Consider the following 18,442-nt stretch of genomic DNA (forward strand, 5'->3'; position numbering starts at 1 on the left):
AGAAACGGTGCCGCCTCGGACCCGCGCGTGCGGGCCGCATGCGGCGAGAGGTTCAAGCGATGCGTTTTGCCCACTTCTTCGTCGATCGGCCGATCTTCGCGTCGGTCACGTCGATCGTCTTCCTGATCCTCGGCTACGTCGCCTACCTGTCGCTGCCGGTGGCCCAGTACCCCGAGATCGTGCCGCCGACCGTGACCGTGCGCGCGAGCTTCCCGGGCGCCAACGCCGAGACGGTGGCGGCCACGATCGCCACACCGATCGAGCAGGAGGTCAACGGCGTCGACAACATGCTCTACATGACGTCGTTGTCGACCAACGATGGCAACATGCTGCTGACGGTGACCTTCAAGGTCGGCACCAACCTCGATATCGCGAACGTTCTGGTCCAGAACCGTCTCTCGGTCGCCCAGCCGCGCCTGCCGCCGGACGTGCGCAACCTCGGCGTCACCGTCCGCAAGGCCTCGCCGGACCTGATGCTGGTGGTGCACCTGCTTTCGCCGAAGAAGACCTACGACCAGAACTACCTCGCCAACTACATCTACCTGAACATCCGCGACGAGCTCCTGCGCCTCGACGGCGTCGGCGACATCACCATCTTCGGCGGCAACGAGTACGCCGAGCGCGTCTGGCTCGATCCGAACAAGCTCGCGGCCTACGGCCTGACCACCTCTGACGTCATCACGGCCCTGTCCGAGCAGAACGTGCAGGTGGCGGCAGGCGCCCTGAACTCGCCACCGGCCGCCACGGGCCAGGCCTTCCAGCTCATCGTCCAGTCGCAGGGTCGCTTCCAGAGCCCCGAGGAATTCGCCGACGTCATCGTCAAGGCCGCGGACGGCCGCCTCGTGCGGGTGAAGGACATCGCCCGCGTCGAGATGGGCCAGAAGGACTACACCACCAACTCGTTCCTCAACGACACGCCCGCCATCGGCATCGGCGCCTTCCAGCGCCCCGGCACCAACGCCCTCGACGCCGCCGCGTCGGTGCGCAAGGTGATGGACAACCTCAAGAAGAACTTCCCGCCGGATATCGAGTACCGCATCGCCTACAACCCGACGGAGTTCATCGAGGAGTCGATCCACGAGGTCTACAAGACCCTCTTCGAAGCCGTCGGCCTCGTTGTCATCGTGGTGCTGGTCTTCCTCCAGAGCTGGCGCACCGCGCTCATCCCGGTGATCGCGATCCCGGTCTCGCTGGTCGGCACCTTCGCGGCCATGTCGGCCTTTGGGTTCTCGCTGAACAACCTCACCCTGTTCGGGCTCGTGCTCGCCATCGGCATCGTGGTCGACGACGCCATCGTGGTGGTGGAGAACGTCGAGCGCAACATGGCCGAGGGCCTGTCGCCGGGCGACGCCGCGCACAAGACCATGGACGAGGTCGGCGGCGCCGTCGTCGCCATCGCCCTGGTGCTCTCGGCGGTGTTCATCCCCACCGCCTTCATCCCGGGCATCACCGGCCAGTTCTACAAGCAGTTCGCGCTGACCATCGCGGCCTCGACCATCATCTCGATGTTCAACTCGCTGACGCTCTCGCCGGCGCTCTGCAAGCTGCTCCTGAGGCCCCACCACGAGCATGCCAAGCCGAAGTTCTTCCTCTTCCGCTTCGTCGCCTGGCTGGCGGATATGTTCAACAAGGGCTTCGACTGGCTCTCGAACACCTATGGGCGGATCATCTACGGCCTGACGAACTACGCGATCGGGCTGATCGCGATGATGATCGTCTACGCGGCCGTCATCGCCGCCACCCTTCACCTGGTCCAGACGACGCCCACCGGCTTCATCCCGGACCAGGACCAGGGCTACCTCATCGGCGTGGTGCAGCTGCCCTCGGGCGCCTCCCTCGACCGCACCACCGAGGTGGTGAACCGGGCGGCGGCCGCGGCCCGCAAGATCGAAGGCGTGACCAACACCGTCATCATCGCGGGCTTCGACGGCGCGACCTTCACCAACACCACCAATTCCGGCGTGATGTTCATCACGCTGGCGGGCGCCAAGGAGCGTGCCGGCCAGGGGCGGAGCGCGGCGGTGATCACCAACGAGGTGATCAAGGCCACGGCCGACATCCAGGAGGCCCGCGTCATCGTCATCCCGCCGCCGCCGGTGCGCGGTCTCGGCCAGGGCGGCGGCTTCAAGATGCAGATCGAGAGCCGGCAGAGCTCGTCCATCGGCCCGCTCCTCGGCGCGGTCGGCGAGGTCCTCGGCAAGGCCAACCAGAGCAACGACGTGCAGCGGGTGTTCACCACCTTCGGCAACGACACACCGCAGCTCTACCTCGACATCGACCGCACGGTGGCGCGCATGCTCAACGTGCCGCTCGGCAACGTGTTCTCGACGGTGCAGACGGCCCTCGGCGGCGCCTACGTCAACGACTTCAACACCCTGGGCCGCATCTATCAGGTCCGCGTGCAGGGCGACGCCCCGTTCCGCGTCTCGAAGCAGGACATCGAGCAGCTGAAGGTCCGCTCTTCCACGGGCGCCCTGGTGCCGATGGGCACGCTGGCCACGATCCGCGAGATCACCGGCCCGCAGATCGTCCAGCGCTTCAACCTCTACTACTCGGTGCCGGTCCAGGGCACGGCCAAGCCCGGCATCTCCACCGGCCAGGCCCTCGACGCCATGGAGGCCATCGCCAAGGACAACCTGCCGGACGGCTACGCCTACGACTGGACCGAAATCGCCTACCAGCAGAAGGCAGCGGGCAACACGGCGATCTACGTGTTCGCGCTGGGCGTGCTCCTCGTCTTCCTCGTGCTCGCCGCGCAGTACGAATCCTGGGCATTGCCGCTGGCGATCCTGCTCGTGGTGCCCACCGGCGTGCTCGCGGCCCTGTTCGGGGTGCAGTTGCGAGGCCAGGACAACAACATCCTGACCCAGATCGGCCTGATCGTGCTGATCGGCCTGGCAGCCAAGAACGCCATCCTGATCGTGGAGTTCGCGCACCAGCTGGAGGAGACCGAGCGGAAGGGCCCCGTGGCCGCCGCGGTCGAGGCCTGCCGCCTGCGCCTGCGCCCGATCCTGATGACGGCCTTCGCCTTCATCCTCGGCACGGTGCCGCTAGTGATCGCCACCGGGCCCGGCGCCGAGATGCGTCAGGCACTCGGCACCGCGGTGTGCTTCGGCATGATCGGCGCCACGGTGTTCGGCCTCTTCCTGACCCCGGTCTTCTACGTGGTGATCCGGAACTTCCTGATCTGGCTCGCCAAGAAGCGCGGCAAGGACCCGCACAACACCACGCCGGACAAGCACGATCCGCACGCGGCGCCCTCACACGCCTGAGACTGACCCGAGCCCGGATGCGGACCCCGCATCCGGGCTTCATGTTTGGGGTTGCGCCCCGCAAACCGGAAAGCTAAAGACCCCTCACCCCGCAAGGGGCGTCGGAGCGTAGCGCAGCCCGGTTAGCGCACTAGTCTGGGGGACTAGGGGTCGGAGGTTCGAATCCTCTCGCTCCGACCATTCGAACTCATTGCCCCCCACAATGAGACGGCCCCCACAATCAGATATCCTCCCTCCTGACCGATGATGACGGGCCGGGCCTGCGCCCGGATGCCGGCCTCTGCCCGGTGATCGTGTGACGCGCCCGCGCCTCGGCACACCCCACGAACACGAAATCGTCAGTCGCCCTGTGCCCCATGAGGGTATGACCGTGGTGACCCGTGACGTTGCGTCCTCGGCGGATTGACTCGTGCTCAAGCTTGGCCCCCTCACTCCCTGCGGTGCAGGGCGCCCCCAGGCGTGACCGCCCACCTGTGGCAGGCCAGCCAGCGAGAGGGACATCGAGACGATCGTCGACGCGGGCGCCCGACTCCAATCTGAAATTTGCCACGAATGGCGTCACACAAACAGGACGCGACTTGGCTAAGACAGTCGCGGCCGGAGCCCTCGACCTGTCCGATCTTCGGACGGGACGGACTTTGATTTGGCGAGACCCGTATTCCTGAACACAGCCTACCGCAATCCTCAGCATCCGGATCGCCCGATCAGGTCGTCCGGGCCACCCGCACGCCTCCAACCTGACCACCAGCGGCCAACCCGAAAGCACTTCTGCGGCACATGACCGGGACAAAGCGCACGATCGCGACCATTCTCGCGCCCCTCGGATTGCTGATCTGCGTGGTGGTCGCCGTTAGTCTCTGGCCCGCACCGGTCATGAGCGTCGTTACGGGGCTGAGTGCGGCGATTCGTGAGCGCCTCGGGACGAGCGAGGCCGAGACCGCCGCGGGTGGCGATCCCCGCGCGGGCGGGCCGGGCCGGCTCTTCCGGCCGAGCCCGGCCCAGCGCGCAGCCCTGAACATCGTTCCGATCACCGCGGTCAGCTTCCGGCCGGAAGGGACGGCCGAGGGCCGCATCGCCCTCAACGAGGACGACAACGTGCCGGTGACCTCGCCCTATGCCGGCCGGGTGACCAAGGTGCTGGTCCGTGCCGGCGACGAGGTGAAGGCCGGCGACGTGCTCCTCACCCTCGAGGCCACGGACATGGTCCAGGCCCAGAACGACTACCAGACCGCCCTCAACACCCTCGCCAAGGCGACCGCGCTGCTGAAGCTCGACCAGACCATCGCGACGCGCCAGCAGGAGCTGTTCCAGGCCAAGGCCGTGGCGCTCAAGGACTACCAGTCGGCCCAGAACGACGTCATCGGGGCGCAGAGCGACCTGAAGACCGCCGAGGCGGGCCTGGAGGCGGTCAAGAACCGCCTGCGCCTTCTCGGAAAGACCGACGCGGAGATCGCGGCCTTCGAGAAGAAGGGCACCCTCAGCCCCGAGACCCAGATCCGGGCACCCATCGCCGGCACCATCGTCCAGCGCAAGGTCGGCCTGGGTCAGTACCTCTCCACCGCCAGCGACCCGGTCTTCGTCATCGGCGACCTCTCCACGGTCTGGCTGGTCGCCAACGTGCGCGAGAGCGAGATCCCGCGAATCCGGATCGGCCAGGAGGTCGAGGCGACGGTGGCGGGCTTCGGGGATCGCATCTTCAAGGCACGGGTCAACTACCTGTCCGCGAGCCTCGACCCGGCGACGCGGCGCCTGGCGGTGCGCAGCGAGGTGGAGAACCCGGACCAGGTCCTGAAGCCCGAGATGTTCGCCACCTTCACGATCTTCACCGGGCCGGGGCAGACGGCGCCCGCCGTGCCCGCCGCCGCCATCGTGTACGAGGGCGCGCGGGCGCATGTCTGGATCGCGCGGCCCGATGGGGCCATCGAGGCCCGCGACGTCACCCTGGGCCTGGCCGCCCGTGGGATGGTGCAGGTCACCGCCGGCATCGCGGCGGGGGAAGCGATCGTCACGCGCGGCGCCGTGTTCATGGATCGGGCGACGAGCGGTGACAAGGCGTCCTGACCCGTCGGGCCTGGGGCCCCTTTCTCGTCCTCGGGCCTCGGCCGGAAGCACTCTGCCATGAACAGCCTGATCGTCTTCGCCCTGCGCCAGCGCGTGCTGGTCTGCCTGCTGTTCCTGGTGATGCTGGCGCTCGGCTATGCCAGCTACACCCAGCTCAACATCGAGGCCTATCCCGATCCGGTGCCGCCGCTGGTCGACGTCATCACGCAGAATCCCGGGCAATCGGCCGACGAAATCGAGCGCTACATCACGATTCCCCTGGAGGTGCAGCTCGCCGGCATCCCCAATGCGACCGTGGTGCGCACCATCTCGCTGTTCGGCCTCTCCGACGTGAAGGTGCAGTTCAGCTACGCCTTCACCTACCAGGAGGCCCTGCAGCGGGTGCTCAACCGCCTGTCGCAGCTGCCGCCCCTGCCCAACGGCGCCCAGCCGCAGATCTCGCCCACCAGCCCGGTCGGCGAGATCATGCGCTACAAGGTGACGGGGCCGCCGGGCTACTCCTCCACCGACCTGAAGACCCTGCAGGACTGGGTGCTGCAGCGCCGGTTCAAGGCGATTCCCGGCGTGGTCGACGTGACCGCCTTCGGCGGCCGGACCAAGGAATACGAGATCGCCGTCGACCTGAACCGCCTCCAGGCCCAGGGCATGACCCTGGTCCAGCTCGTCACCGCGCTCAACAATTCGAGCATCAACGTCGGCGGCCAGACCCTGAACGTGGGCGAGCAATCGGCGGTGGTGCGCGGCATCGGCCTCATCCGCGACATGGACGACATCCGCGACACGATGCTGACCCAGGTCAACGGCGTGCCGGTGCTGGTGCGCGATATCGCCGAGGTGCGGGTCTCGCACGCGCCACGCCTCGGCATCGTCGGCCATGACGGCGACAACGACATCGTCGAGGGCATCGTGCTGATGAGCCGCGACGGCGAGAGCCTGCCGACCCTGCGCCTCGTCAATGCCGAGATCGACAAGATCAACGCCAGCGGCATCCTGCCCCCGGACGTGCGGGTGGAGCGCATCTACGACCGCAGCGGGCTCATCCACACCACCACCCACACGGTGATGCACAACCTCGTCTTCGGCGTGACGCTGGTCTTCGTGGTGCAGTGGCTGTTCCTCGGGAGCCTGCGCAGCGCGATCATCGTGGCGGCGACGATCCCCTTCGCGCTGGGCTTCGCCATCCTGATCCTGGTCCTGCGCGGCGACTCGGCGAACCTCCTCTCCCTCGGCGCCATCGATTTCGGCCTCATCGTCGACGCCACCGTGATCATGGTCGAGAACGTGTTCCGGCACCTCGCCGAACCGGAACACGGCGCGGGCCAGGCGCCACCGGGGGGCCTGGCCGGGCGCCTCGGCACGATCGCCATCGCGGGTGCGGAGGTGAACCGGGCGATCTTCTTCTCGGCCACGATCATCATCGTGGGCTTCCTGCCGCTCTTCACCCTGACGGGCGTCGAGGGACACATCTTCGGCCCGATGGCCAAGACCTACGCCTACGCGCTGCTCGGCGGCCTCATCGCCACCTTCACGGTCTCGCCCGCCCTCTCGGCCCTGATCCTGCCCAAGCACGTGGAGGAGCGCGACACCCTGGTGGTGCGGCTCCTGCGCTTCGGCCACGTGCTGATCCTGCGCTTCGGCCTGCGCAACAAGGTGCTGTCGCTCCTCGTGGTCGCCGCGGTGCTCGGCGTCTCGGGCATCGCCGCCCGCACCCTCGGCCTCGAATTCCTGCCCAAGCTGGAGGAGGGAAACCTCTACATTCGCGGCACCATGCCGGCCTCGATCTCCCTGGAGGCCGGCAACGCCTACGTGGAGCGCCTGCGCAAGATCATCGCCGAGGTGCCGGAGGTGGTCACGGTGCTCTCGCACCAGGGCCGCCCGGACGACGGGACCGATGCCACCGGCTTCTTCAACGTGGAGATCCTGGCGCCGCTCAAGCCCTTCGACACCTGGCGCAAGGGCCTCGACAAGGAGGGGCTGGTCAGCGACCTCTCGGCCAAGCTCGACGAGGCCTTCCCGGGCATCGAGTTCAACTTCTCCCAGTATATCGAGGACAACGTCCAGGAGGCCGCCTCCGGCGTGAAGGGCGAGAACTCGGTCAAGATCTACGGGAACGACCTCAACGACCTGACCAAGACCGCGGAAGCGATCAAGGCCACCCTGGCGAGGGTGCCGGGCATCGCCGACCTCGCGGTCTTCGCCTCCCTCGGACAGCCCACGGTGCGGATCGACATCGACCGGCGCAAGGCCGCACGCTACGGCCTGTCGCCGGGCGACGTGAACACCACCGTCCAGGCGGCGATCGGCGGCCAGACGGCGGGCGACCTCTACGAGTACGGTTCGGACCGGCACTTCCCCATGCGGGTGCGCCTCGCGCCACAGTACCGCCGCAGCCTGGAGACCATCCGCAACATCACCGTCGGGGCGGCCAACCCCGCCGGCGGCGTGATCCAGGTGCCGCTCTCGGAGATCGCCACCGTGGAGCTCGTCTCCGGCGCGGCCTTCATCTACCGCGAGAACCAGGAGCGCTACATCCCGGTCAAGTTCTCGGTGCGCGGGCGCGACCTCGGCGGCGCGGTGCTCGAGGCACAAGGCCGCATCGCCGAGGAGGTGACCCTGCCGCCTGGGTTCCACCTCGAATGGGTGGGGCAGTTCACCAACCTGCAGGATGCCGTGCAGCGCCTGACCATCGTGGTCCCGGTGACGATCGCGCTGATCGCCCTGCTGCTCTACGTCAATTTCAGCTCTGTCACCGACATGGTGCTGACGCTGAGCGTGATCCCGATGGCGATGATCGGCGGCATCTTCGCGCTGTTCCTGACGATGACGCCGTTCTCGATCTCGGCGGCGATCGGGTTCATCGCCCTGTTCGGCATCTCGACCATGGAGGGCGTGATCCTGCTCTCCTACTACAACCAGCTCATCGACGAGGGCTGGGCCCGGACCGAGGCGGTGTGGCACGCCGCCAACGTGCGCATGCGCCCGGTGATGATGACCTGCGTCGCCGCCTGCGTCGGCCTGCTGCCGGCCGCGATCTCCACCGGCATCGGCTCGCAGGTGCAGAAGCCGCTCGCCCTGGTGGTGGTGGGAGGCATCCTGCTCGCGCCGAACCTGATCCTCGTGGTGGTCCCGATCCTGATTGCGCTGTTCTCCCGGCGGGTGCCGGCCGCGATCCCGTCGCAAGCGGCCGCCCGGGCGGCGGCCCAGGCGGAGCACGCATGATGGACCGGTCACAGCTCCGCGCGCACGCCGCCGGCCGCGTTGACTTCGATCCCGGCCCGGCGCCTCTACGGCCCGGGACGACGACAGGATTCCTTGGCACCATGGCGGCATCCTCCCCGATCGCGGCGCCCGCCGGCCGGAGCCAAGCGCGCGTCCTCCGCGCGAGCCTGCTCGCCCTGGCAGTCACCGGCCTCGGCGGCTGCGTCGTCGGCCCCGACTACGTACCGCCGACCGATCCGCCGGCCATCCGCTACACCCGCGAGCCCCTGCGCAACCCGACCGCCACCGACACCATCCGCACCGCCCATGGCGGCTCGGCCGACCAGACCTTCGTCTCCGGGGCCGACGTGCCGGGTCAGTGGTGGACCCTGTTCCGCTCCCCAGCCCTCGACCGCCTGGTGGCGGAGGCGCTCGCCAACAACCCGAACCTCGATGCCGCGCAGGCCTCCCTGCGGATCGCGCAGGAGAACGTCGAGGCGCAGAGGGGCACGCTGTTCCCGGTGGTGAGCGCCAACGGCCTCGGCTCGCGCCAGAAGGCGCCCGGCGGTGCCCTGCAGGGGCCGCTCAACGACACCCGGCAGCTGTTCTACAGCCTCTACACGCCGCAGGTGACGGTCTCGTTCACGCCCGACGTGTTCGGCGGCAACCGGCGCCAGATCGAGTCCCTCGAGGCCCAGGCCGAGAACCAGCGCTTCCAGCTCGAGGCGACCTACCTGACGCTGACGACGAACGTCGTCCTGGCGGCGATCCAGGAGGCGTCGCTGCGCGCCCAGATCGACGCCACCCGCAAGGTGATCCAGGCCCAGACCGAGGTCCTCAACCTCTACAACAAGCAGCTCGCCCTCGGGCAGATCGCCGGGGCCGACGTGGTGGTGCAGCAGGCCGCCCTCTCGGTCTCGATGCAGCTGCTGCCGCCCCTGGAGAAGCAGCTCGCCCAGCAGCGCAACCTGCTGACCGCCCTGGTCGGGCGCCTGCCGAGCGAGGAGATCGCGCCCACCTTCACCCTGGCCTCCCTGCGCCTGCCCACCAACCTGCCGGTGAGCCTGCCCTCGCGCCTCGTGCAGCAGCGCCCGGACGTGAAGGCGGCGGAGGCCAGCGTCCAGCAGGCCAGCGCGGCGGTGGGGGTCGCGGTGGCCAATCGCCTGCCGCAGTTCAACATCACCGCCAATGGCGGTGCCAGCGCGGTGCGGATCGCGCAGCTCGCGACCTCGGCCGCCTCGTTCTACGGCATCGTCGGCACCGTGGCGCAGCCGATCTTCGACGCCGGGACCCTGTTCCGGCGCCAGCGCGCCGCGGAGGAGACGCTCAACGAGGCCCAGGCGCAGTACCGGGCCGTGGTGATCGGCGCCTTCCAGAACGTCGCCGACACCCTGCGGGCGCTCCAGTCCGACGCCAGGGCGGTGGCGGCGGCCTCGGCCGCCGAGCGGGCCACCAACGAGAGCCTCGGCCTCATCCGCAAGCAATACGCGGCCGGGGCCCTGAACAGCACGCAGGTGCTGATCGCGCAGCAATCGTACCTCTCGGCCCTGGTGACCTCGGCGGGCGCGCGCGCCAACCAGTATGCCGACACCGCCGCCCTGTTTCAGGCCCTCGGCGGCGGCTGGTGGAACCGCGCCGATGTGAAGCCGGCCCCGCCGAGCACCGATCCGGCGAAGTTCCTCTAGGGACGGGGTCGGCGTGCCCCGGCGCCCGGGAGCGGCTCGCGCAAACCGTTCGTTACCAGGGGGTTAAGCCGCGATTTGTTGGCCTGGGCCGACGAGATGCGCTATAGCTTTGGGCAGAACACCGCACGGTCCGGCTCAGCCGCCGGAGACGCGCGCGACAACGCCGTGAGCGGGCGGCCCCCATCCTTGCCGCCGACGCTCCGGCCCCCGGACAGGTAGAGACCGAAGACCTTGGCAGAGAACGACATTCCGGGCGCCGGCGCGCCGCCGCCCGCCTCCGACATCAAGCCCGTCTCCATCACCGACGAGATGAAGCGTTCCTACCTCGATTACGCCATGAGCGTGATCGTGAGCCGGGCGCTTCCGGACGCGCGCGACGGCCTCAAGCCGGTGCACCGGCGCATCCTCTACTCGGCCTACGAGAGCGGGCACCTGCCCGAGCGCAAATACGTCAAGTCGGCCCGCATCGTCGGCGACGTGATCGGTCTCTACCACCCGCACGGCGACCAATCGATCTACGACGCCTTGGTCCGCATGGCGCAGGACTTCTCGATGCGGCTCATGCTCATCGACGGGCAGGGCAATTTCGGCTCGGTGGACGGCGATCCGCCGGCCGCCATGCGCTACACCGAATCGCGCCTCGCCAAGCCGGCCAACGCGCTGCTCGCCGACATCGACAAGAACACCGTCGACTTCCAGCCGAACTACGACGAGTCGCGCGAGGAGCCGACCGTCCTGCCGGCGCGCTTCCCCAACCTCCTCGTCAACGGCGCCGGCGGCATCGCCGTCGGCATGGCCACCAACATCCCGCCGCACAATCTCGGCGAGCTGATCGACGCCTGCGTCGCCCTCATCGACGATCCCGGCCTGTCGATCGAGCAGCTCACCGAGTACGTGCCCGGTCCCGACTTCCCCACCGGCGGCTCGATCCTCGGCCGCGCCGGCACCCGCCAGGCCTACGCCACGGGCCGCGGCTCGATCATCATGCGGGCGAAGTCCCACACCGAGGAGCTGCGCAAGGAGCGCGAGGCGCTGATCTTCACCGAGATCCCGTATCAGGTGAACAAGGCGACGCTCATGGAGAAGATCGCCGAGCTGGTGAAGGAGAAGCGCGTCGAGGGCATCTCCGACCTGCGCGACGAATCCGACCGCGACGGCATGCGCATCGTCGTCGAGATCAAGCGCGACGCCATGGCGGACGTGGTGCTGAACCAGCTCTACCGCTTCACGCCCCTGCAATCGTCCTTCGGCTGCAACATGGTGGCGCTGAACGGCGGCCGCCCGGAGCTGATGAACCTCAAGGACCTGCTCCAGGCCTTCGTGGACTTCCGCGAGGAGGTGGTGTCCCGGCGGACCAAGTTCCTCCTCAACAAGGCCCGCGAGCGCGCCCACGTCCTGTGCGGCCTCGCCATCGCAGTGGCCAACATCGACGAGGTGATCCGCCTGATCCGGACCTCGCCCGATCCCAACACCGCCCGCGAGGCGCTGATGGACCGCGACTGGCCGGCCCACGACATCGCGCCGCTCATCGCCCTGGTGGACGATCCGCGCCACCGGGTCGCCGAGGACGGCACCTACCGTCTCTCCGAGGTGCAGGCCCGCGCCATCCTGGACCTGCGCCTGCAGCGCCTCACGGCCCTGGGTCGCGACGAGATCGGCGACGAGCTGAAGAAGCTCGCCGACGAGATCGCCGACTACCTCGACATCCTGCGCTCGCGCCTGCGCATCATGGGCATCGTCAAGGACGAGTTCGCGGAGGTCCGCGAGGCCTACGCCACCCCGCGCCGCACCGTGATCCTCGACTGGGATTCGAACGTCGAGGACGAGGACCTGATCCAGCGCGAGGACATGGTCGTCACCGTGTCCCATGCGGGCTACGTCAAGCGCGTGCCGCTCTCGACCTACCGGGCCCAGCGCCGCGGCGGCAAGGGCCGCTCCGGCATGTCGACCCGCGACGAGGATTTCGTCACCCGCCTGTTCGTGGCCAACACCCACACGCCGGTGCTGTTCTTCTCGAACCAGGGCCAGGTCTACAAGGAGAAGGTCTGGCGCCTGCCGATGGCGGCGCCGAACGCCCGCGGCAAGGCCCTGGTCAACATCCTGTCGATGGATGCCGGCACCGAGCGCATCACCACCATCATGCCGCTGCCCGAGGACGAGGCCTCCTGGGAGACCCTCGACGTGATGTTCGCCACGGCGAGCGGCAGCGTGCGCCGGAACAAGCTCTCGGACTTCGTCCAGGTGAACCGCGCCGGCAAGATCGCCATGAAGCTCGATGCGGGTGACCACATCGTCCACGTGGAGATCTGCCGCGCCGACCAGAACGTGCTGCTCACCACGCAGGCCGGCCAGTGCATCCGCTTCCCCGTCGAGGACGTCCGGGTCTTCAAGGGTCGCGATTCCACCGGCGTGCGCGGCATCAGCCTGGGCAAGGACGACCGCGTCATCTCGATGACGATCCTCAACGCCTTCGACGCCTCGCCCGAGGAGCGGGCGGGCTACCTCAAGATGCGCCGCGCCGTGATCGGCGACGGGGTCGAGGGCGAGGAGACGGCGAGCCCCGAGGCGGAGGAGGGCGTGGCCGAGGCCAGCGCCATCTCCCTGGACCGCTACAACGAGATGGGCGCCGCCGAGCAGTTCGTCCTCACGCTCTCCGAGCGCGGCTTCGGCAAGCGGACCTCGTCCTACGAGTACCGGACGTCCGGCCGCGGCGGCAAAGGCATCACGGCGATGCGGGTCAATGCCCGCAACGGCAGCCTCGTGGCCTCCTTCCCGGTCCAGCCGTCCGACCAGATCATGCTGGTCACCGATGGCGGGCAGCTCATCCGCGTTCCGGTGGACGACATCCGCATCGTCGGCCGTGCCTCGCAGGGCGTGACGGTGTTCAACACGGAGAAGACCGAGAAGGTCGTGTCCGTCGAGCACATCGAGGGCGAGGACGAGAGCGAAGCCGGCGACGAGGCCGTTCAGGGCTGATCGCACCCCCTCAAGCGGACGGCCCCGGGGCCGTCCGTATCGCCGGGCGTGGAGTTAGCCCGTTTTCGTGTCGGGACCGGAGGTTCCGTTTCGGGTGGAAATGCTCTACCCCGGGCCGCGATGATCCGCACCGCCCTCTACGCCGGCTCGTTCGACCCGGTCACGAACGGACACCTCGACGTCATCCGTCAGGCGTGCCGGCTCGTGCAGACCCTCGTCATCGCCATCGGCGTGCATCCCGGCAAGGCGCCGATGTTCTCGCCCGAGGAGCGGGCGGAGCTCCTGCGCGCCACCTGTACGCCCCTGGCCGAGGCCGAGGGCACGGCGCTGACGATCGTGACCTTCGACGACCTCGCGGTGACCGCGGCGCGGCGGGTGGGGGCCAGCGTCTTCATCCGAGGCCTGCGCGACGGCACCGACCTCGATTACGAGATGCAACTCGCCGGCATGAACGGCGCCATGGCGCCGGAGGTGCAGACCGTGTTCCTGCCCGCCTCCACCGGCGTCCGGCCGATCACTGCCACCCTCGTCCGCCAGATCGCCGCCATGGGCGGCGACGTCTCGCCCTTCGTGCCGCCCCTGGTGGCGACGCGCCTCGCGCAGCGCTTCCGGGCGGCCTGAGCCCTCCTTCGCCACGACCAACGAAAGCATGCTGACCCCATGGCCTTTGGACTGAATCGCCGCATCGCCCTCCTCGCCGTCGCCGGCCTCCTCGCGACGGCACCCGCAGCCTGGGCGGTGGACGACAACACGGTGTACCTCGACACCAAGGATGGCCGCGTCACCATCGAGCTGCGCCCGGAGATCGCCCCGAAGCACGTGGCCCAGCTCAAGACCCTGATCAAGCAGGGCTTCTACAACGGCCTCAAGTTCCACCGGGTGATGGACGGCTTCATGGCCCAGACCGGCGACCCGAAGGGCAACGGCACCGGCGGCTCCAGCCTGCCGAACATCCCGGCCGAGTTCTCGCAGGCACCGTTCCGCCGCGGCACGGTCGGCATGGCCCGGTCGTCCGACCCGAACTCCGCCAATTCGCAGTTCTTCATCTGCCTCGGGGACGCGCCCTTCCTCAACGGGCAGTACACCGTGGTCGGCCTCGTCTCCTCGGGCATGGAAGCCGTGGACGCGATCAAGAAGGCGGCCCCCGGCGCGGCGGGTGGGGCGGTGCAGAACCCCGACAAGATCGTCAAGATGCAGATGGCGCAGGGAGCCAAGTAGTTTGCGGGGCGGCGCCCACCTGGGAGCTCTCGCGGCGCTCGTCGCCGTGGGGCTCCCCGCGCGGGCGGCGCCCTTCACGGGCCCGCTGACCCTACCCGAAACCCTGCGCGGCACCGTGCAGGTCCCGCTGAGCGGCCTGGCCGACGGCGCAAGCCCGGCCGATACGCTGCGGGACCTCTATCCCACCCTCGCGGCGTGCTGGGAGGTTCCCCGGGGCCTGTCCCCCTCGGCCCGGGCCGAGATCACCACCCGCTTCGCGCTTCGGCGGGACGGCAGCATCATCGGGACACCGCGCGTCACCTTCTCGGCGCAGCATTCAGACACCCGCGCCCACCGCATCCTGTTGGATGCGACCCTGGCGGCGATCCGGCACTGCACCCCGGCCCGGATCACCCCCGCCCTCGGCGCGGCCATCGCGCTCCACTTCATCTACCAAGGACCCAAGGGAAAAGGAGTCTAGACCCATGGCAGAGACCGAGACCATCATCCTGGAGACCACCAAGGGCCGCGTCGTGATCGGGCTTCGCCCCGACCTCGCCCCCAACCATGTCGAGCGCCTGAAGACGCTCGCCGCCCAGGGCTTCTACGACGGCGTCCCGTTCCACCGCGTGATCGACGGCTTCATGGCCCAGACCGGCGACCCGACCGGCACCGGCTCGGGCGGCTCCGACCTGCCCGACCTCAATGCCGAGTTCAACGCCGAGCCGCACGTGCGCGGCACCTGCTCGATGGCGCGCACCAACTTCCCGCACTCGGCCAACTCGCAGTTCTTCATCTGCTTCGGCGATGCCCGCTTCCTCGACAAGCAGTACACCGTCTGGGGCAAGGTCGTGGAAGGCATGGACGTGGTCGACACCCTGAACAAGGGCGAGCCGCCGCGCTCCCCCGACAAGATCGTCAAGGCGACCGTCGGCGCCGCCTGATCCGGCCCGCACCATCCGGGTTCAGAGGGAAGTGTCCGCGCGAAGGTGCGGACACTTCTTTCGTTTCAGGGCCCGCCACGGCTTGGCAGGGCGCGCGCCAACTGGGACATGGCGGCCCATGACCGGCACCCTTCCGCTTCGCGACATCCTCCTTGCCCTCGCGGTGGTGGCGGTCTGGGGCACGAACTTCGTCGTGATCCGGATCGGGCTCGACCACCTGCCGCCGCTGTTGTTCGCCGCCCTGCGCTTCGTGCTGGCGGCACTGCCGGGCGTGTTCGTTCTGGCCCGCCCGGCGGTCCCTTGGCGCAACCTCGCCGCCTACGGCCTGCTGATCGGGGCCGGACAGTTCGGCCTGCTCTTCATCGCCCTGCGCGGCCACATCGCCCCCGGCCTCGCCTCCCTGGTGATCCAGGTCCAGGTCTTCTTCACCATCGGCCTGTCGATGCGGCTGACGGGAGAGCGCGTGCCCGGCCATCAATGGGCAGCCCTCGGTCTCGCCGCCGCCGGCCTCGCCGTCATCGCCGCCCACACCGACGCCGCGACGACACCCTTCGGCCTCGGGCTGGTGGTCTGCGCCGCCGCGAGCTGGGCCGGCGGAAACATGGCGGCCAAGCGCAGCGGGGCGCGGGCCATGCTGCCCTACGTCATCTGGGCGAGCCTGTTCTCGGCGCCGCCGCTGCTCGCCGCCTCGTTCCTCCTCGAAGGCTGGGAGGCCATCCGCGACGGGCTCCTGCGGGCCGACTTGACGACCTGGGGCGCGGTGGTGTGGCAGTCCGTCGGCAACACGATGTTCGGCTATGCCATCTGGGGCCGGCTGCTCGCGCGCCACCCCGCCGCCCAGATCACCCCGATGGCCCTGCTGGTGCCGGTCTTCGGCATGGGGGCTTCGGCCTTCTGGCTCGGCGAACCGCTGCCGGCCTGGAAGCTCGGCGCCGCCGGCCTGGTCCTCGGCGGCCTCGGCTTGGGGCTCCTCTACCCGCGCTGGCGTGCCCGCGCAGCGGTCGGGAGCGCCCCGACCTGAGGCGTCAGGGGTCGTCGGTCCCGGCGAGGCGGGCCTCGGCGGCCGCCAGGTCCTCCGGCGCGTTGATGTTGGCGAAGGGGTCGGAGGGCTCCACCGGCCAGGACACCGCCACCGCACCGTGGCGCCTCAGGAAGGCGCCGACCCGGCGCTCGCCGCGCGTGACCAGGGCCTCGCGCAGGTCCGCCCGCAGAGCTACCGGCCAGAGCGCCACCGTGAAGTGCTCGCGCCCACCCGACGCCGCCATGGCGATGGTGCCCTCCCGCCCGGCCGCTTCGACGAGACGGGCGACGAGATCGTGGGGCAGGAACGGCGCGTCGCCGGAGACGCTGGCGACGTGGCGCGTGCCCGGATGATGGGCCGCCGCGTGCTCCAGCCCCGCGAGAATGCCGGCCAGCGGGCCCGGATTGTCCGGCACGCCATCGGGCACGATCATGCCCGGGAAATTCGGGAAGCGGCCCGGATCGCCGTTGGCGTTGAGGATGACGCCGGCCCCGCACTGGGGTGCGAAGCGGGCGAGCACACGGTCGAGCAAGGTGCGGCCGCCGAGCGTCCGCAGGGGCTTGTCGCCCCCGCCCATGCGGCGCGCCAGCCCGCCGGCGAGGATCACGCCCAGCACCGGCGCCATTGGGGCTACTCGATGACGATGCGGGGCGCCGTCCGCGGCGCGGGGCCGCCGGTCAGGTTGCCCCAGAGCTTGGCGGCGATGCCACGATAGACCTGCGCGTGCGGCCCGTCCGGGTCCACCGCCACCACGGGGCGACCCGCATCGGAGGTCTCGCGGATCGTCATGTTCAGCGGCACCTCGCCGAGGAACGGCACGTCCAGCCGCTCGGCCTCGGCCCGCGCGCCGCCATGCCCGAAGATGTGCGAGGCCGTACCGCAATGCGGGCAGATGAAGGTCGCCATGTTCTCGATGACGCCGAGGATCGGAACCGCGACCTTGCGGAACATCGTCACGCCGCGGCGCGCGTCGATGAGGGCCAGGTCCTGCGGGGTCGAGACGATGACCGCCCCGGAGAGCGGCGTCGCCTGCGCCATGGTCAGCTGCGCGTCGCCGGTGCCCGGCGGCATGTCGACCACCAGCACGTCGAGCTCGCCCCAGGCGACCTCGCGCAGCATCTGGGTGATGGCCGACTGCACCATGGGGCCGCGCCAGATCATCGCCGTCTCGGGCTCGATCAGGAAGCCGATCGACATGACCTTGATGCCGAACCCTTCCATCGGGGCCAGCAGGCGCTCCTCGATGACGCGGGGCTTGCCCGACAGCCCGAACAGCTTGGGCACCGAGGGGCCGTAGATGTCGGCATCGAGCAGGCCGACCTTGAGGCCCTGGGCCGAGAGGGCGAGCGCGAGATTGCAGGCCGTGGTGGACTTGCCGACGCCGCCCTTGCCGGAGGCGACGGCCACGATGTGACGCACGCCCGGAAGGGCCGGGCCGGTCCGCGGCGGCGGCGGCGCGGCGGGACGGCCGGGGGAGGGCGGCTGCGGAGCCGCGGCCTGCGGGGCATTCTGGGCCGGCTGGTTCGGGCCGCGCTCGGAGGTCAGGCTGGCGAACACGCCCGAGACGCCCGGGGTCGCCAGGATCGCGCCCTCGGCCCGGCGCCGGATCGGCTCGAAGCGCTCGGCCTCGCTGGGGTCGATCAGGATCGAGAACATCACCCGGTTGGTGGGGTCCACCACCACCTGGGACAGGCGCCCGGAGGCGGGCAGGGTGGTGCCCGCGGCATCGACGGTCACGGTCGAGAGCACCTTCAGCACGTCGTCACGGGTGATCGCCAAGGTTCGGGCTCCTTGCCGCGTCCGACCGGGGGGCCGAGGCGCAGCGACAAACGGGGGTTCGCGGACGCTGCGGCCTTGGCCGGCTCACCCGCGACGAACCCATGCGACAGCACAGGCGGTGCCTGAGCGCAAGCGCTTCCCTGGGCCGCCGAGGGCGAGACCCCTCGTCGCGGCCGGGTCTCGACCGTTCGGAGACGCGGCGCCGCGCCGGACTTCGGCGCCGGAATTTTCCGCGAGGGCGTTCAGGTTTTGCTAGGCATGAGTCGACGGGAGCGCCACTGTTTTGCGTCCGCTCGGCCCGCCGCGACG

At 69.5% G+C, this 18,442-nt stretch carries 12 protein-coding genes and 1 tRNA gene; 11 read left to right on the plus strand and 2 right to left on the minus strand.

The window, feature by feature from the left end; translation table 11 throughout:
- The first annotated feature begins 59 nt into the window (after positions 1–59).
- The 11 genes from AC0IY1_RS09800 (at position 60) to AC0IY1_RS09850 (ending at position 16,354) form a co-directional block, all read left to right on the plus strand.
- Complete coding sequence (locus tag AC0IY1_RS09800) at positions 60–3,272, plus strand: efflux RND transporter permease subunit (RefSeq protein ID WP_055950531.1); 3,213 nt, start codon at positions 60–62, stop codon at positions 3,270–3,272.
- 102 nt (positions 3,273–3,374) lie between these two features.
- Positions 3,375–3,452 (plus strand) — tRNA-Pro (locus AC0IY1_RS09805).
- A gap of 597 nt (positions 3,453–4,049) precedes the next feature.
- Positions 4,050–5,333, plus strand: a complete 1,284-nt coding sequence (locus tag AC0IY1_RS09810; RefSeq protein WP_471769206.1) for an efflux RND transporter periplasmic adaptor subunit — start codon at positions 4,050–4,052, stop codon at positions 5,331–5,333.
- Positions 5,334–5,390: 57 nt separating this feature from the next.
- Positions 5,391–8,552: an efflux RND transporter permease subunit gene (locus AC0IY1_RS09815; RefSeq protein ID WP_471769207.1), complete on the plus strand. Its 3,162-nt coding sequence runs from the start codon at positions 5,391–5,393 to the stop codon at positions 8,550–8,552.
- A 101-nt stretch (positions 8,553–8,653) separates the two neighbouring features.
- On the plus strand, positions 8,654–10,216 hold the full coding sequence (locus AC0IY1_RS09820) for an efflux transporter outer membrane subunit (protein ID WP_471769209.1): 1,563 nt from the start codon (positions 8,654–8,656) through the stop codon (positions 10,214–10,216).
- Positions 10,217–10,447: 231 nt separating this feature from the next.
- Positions 10,448–13,192, plus strand: coding sequence for a DNA gyrase subunit A (gene gyrA, locus AC0IY1_RS09825; protein ID WP_471769211.1), 2,745 nt, complete (start codon positions 10,448–10,450; stop codon positions 13,190–13,192).
- A 120-nt stretch (positions 13,193–13,312) separates the two neighbouring features.
- Positions 13,313–13,813 carry a pantetheine-phosphate adenylyltransferase gene (gene coaD / locus AC0IY1_RS09830; protein ID WP_055950541.1) on the plus strand — a complete coding sequence of 167 codons (501 nt, stop codon included), beginning with the start codon at positions 13,313–13,315 and terminating at the stop codon, positions 13,811–13,813.
- 51 nt (positions 13,814–13,864) lie between these two features.
- Positions 13,865–14,410, plus strand: a complete 546-nt coding sequence (locus AC0IY1_RS09835) for a peptidylprolyl isomerase (protein ID WP_055950670.1) — start codon at positions 13,865–13,867, stop codon at positions 14,408–14,410.
- Position 14,411: 1 nt separating this feature from the next.
- On the plus strand, positions 14,412–14,870 hold the full coding sequence (locus tag AC0IY1_RS09840; protein WP_471769213.1) for a hypothetical protein: 459 nt from the start codon (positions 14,412–14,414) through the stop codon (positions 14,868–14,870).
- 4 nt (positions 14,871–14,874) lie between these two features.
- Positions 14,875–15,333 (plus strand): peptidylprolyl isomerase, encoded by a 459-nt coding sequence (locus AC0IY1_RS09845; RefSeq protein WP_055950543.1) that lies wholly within the window; start codon positions 14,875–14,877, stop codon positions 15,331–15,333.
- 118 nt (positions 15,334–15,451) lie between these two features.
- Complete coding sequence (locus tag AC0IY1_RS09850; RefSeq protein ID WP_471769215.1) at positions 15,452–16,354, plus strand: EamA family transporter; 903 nt, start codon at positions 15,452–15,454, stop codon at positions 16,352–16,354.
- Positions 16,355–16,358: 4 nt separating this feature from the next.
- On the opposite strand, the gene mobA is transcribed toward AC0IY1_RS09850, so the two are convergent.
- Positions 16,359–16,979 (minus strand): molybdenum cofactor guanylyltransferase MobA, encoded by a 621-nt coding sequence (gene mobA / locus AC0IY1_RS09855; protein WP_471769217.1) that lies wholly within the window; start codon positions 16,977–16,979, stop codon positions 16,359–16,361.
- Between the two features lie 5 nt (positions 16,980–16,984).
- Positions 16,985–18,133 (minus strand): Mrp/NBP35 family ATP-binding protein, encoded by a 1,149-nt coding sequence (locus tag AC0IY1_RS09860; RefSeq protein WP_103710006.1) that lies wholly within the window; start codon positions 18,131–18,133, stop codon positions 16,985–16,987.
- Positions 18,134–18,442: the final 309 nt, after the last annotated feature.

The organism is Methylobacterium sp. AC690, assembly GCF_979256535.1.

Bases quoted from the DNA above. Each gene is read 5' to 3' on its own strand.
- AC0IY1_RS09815 (WP_471769207.1), top strand. From the start codon at position 5,391: ATGAACAGCCTGATCGTCTTCGCCCTGCGCCAGCGCGTGCTGGTCTGC.
- coaD (WP_055950541.1), top strand. From the start codon at position 13,313: ATGATCCGCACCGCCCTCTACGCCGGCTCGTTCGACCCGGTCACGAAC.
- AC0IY1_RS09845 (WP_055950543.1), top strand. From the start codon at position 14,875: ATGGCAGAGACCGAGACCATCATCCTGGAGACCACCAAGGGCCGCGTC.
- mobA (WP_471769217.1), bottom strand. From the start codon at position 16,979: ATGGCGCCGGTGCTGGGCGTGATCCTCGCCGGCGGGCTGGCGCGCCGC.
- AC0IY1_RS09800 (WP_055950531.1), top strand. From the start codon at position 60: ATGCGTTTTGCCCACTTCTTCGTCGATCGGCCGATCTTCGCGTCGGTC.
- AC0IY1_RS09820 (WP_471769209.1), top strand. From the start codon at position 8,654: ATGGCGGCATCCTCCCCGATCGCGGCGCCCGCCGGCCGGAGCCAAGCG.
- AC0IY1_RS09850 (WP_471769215.1), top strand. From the start codon at position 15,452: ATGACCGGCACCCTTCCGCTTCGCGACATCCTCCTTGCCCTCGCGGTG.
- AC0IY1_RS09810 (WP_471769206.1), top strand. From the start codon at position 4,050: ATGACCGGGACAAAGCGCACGATCGCGACCATTCTCGCGCCCCTCGGA.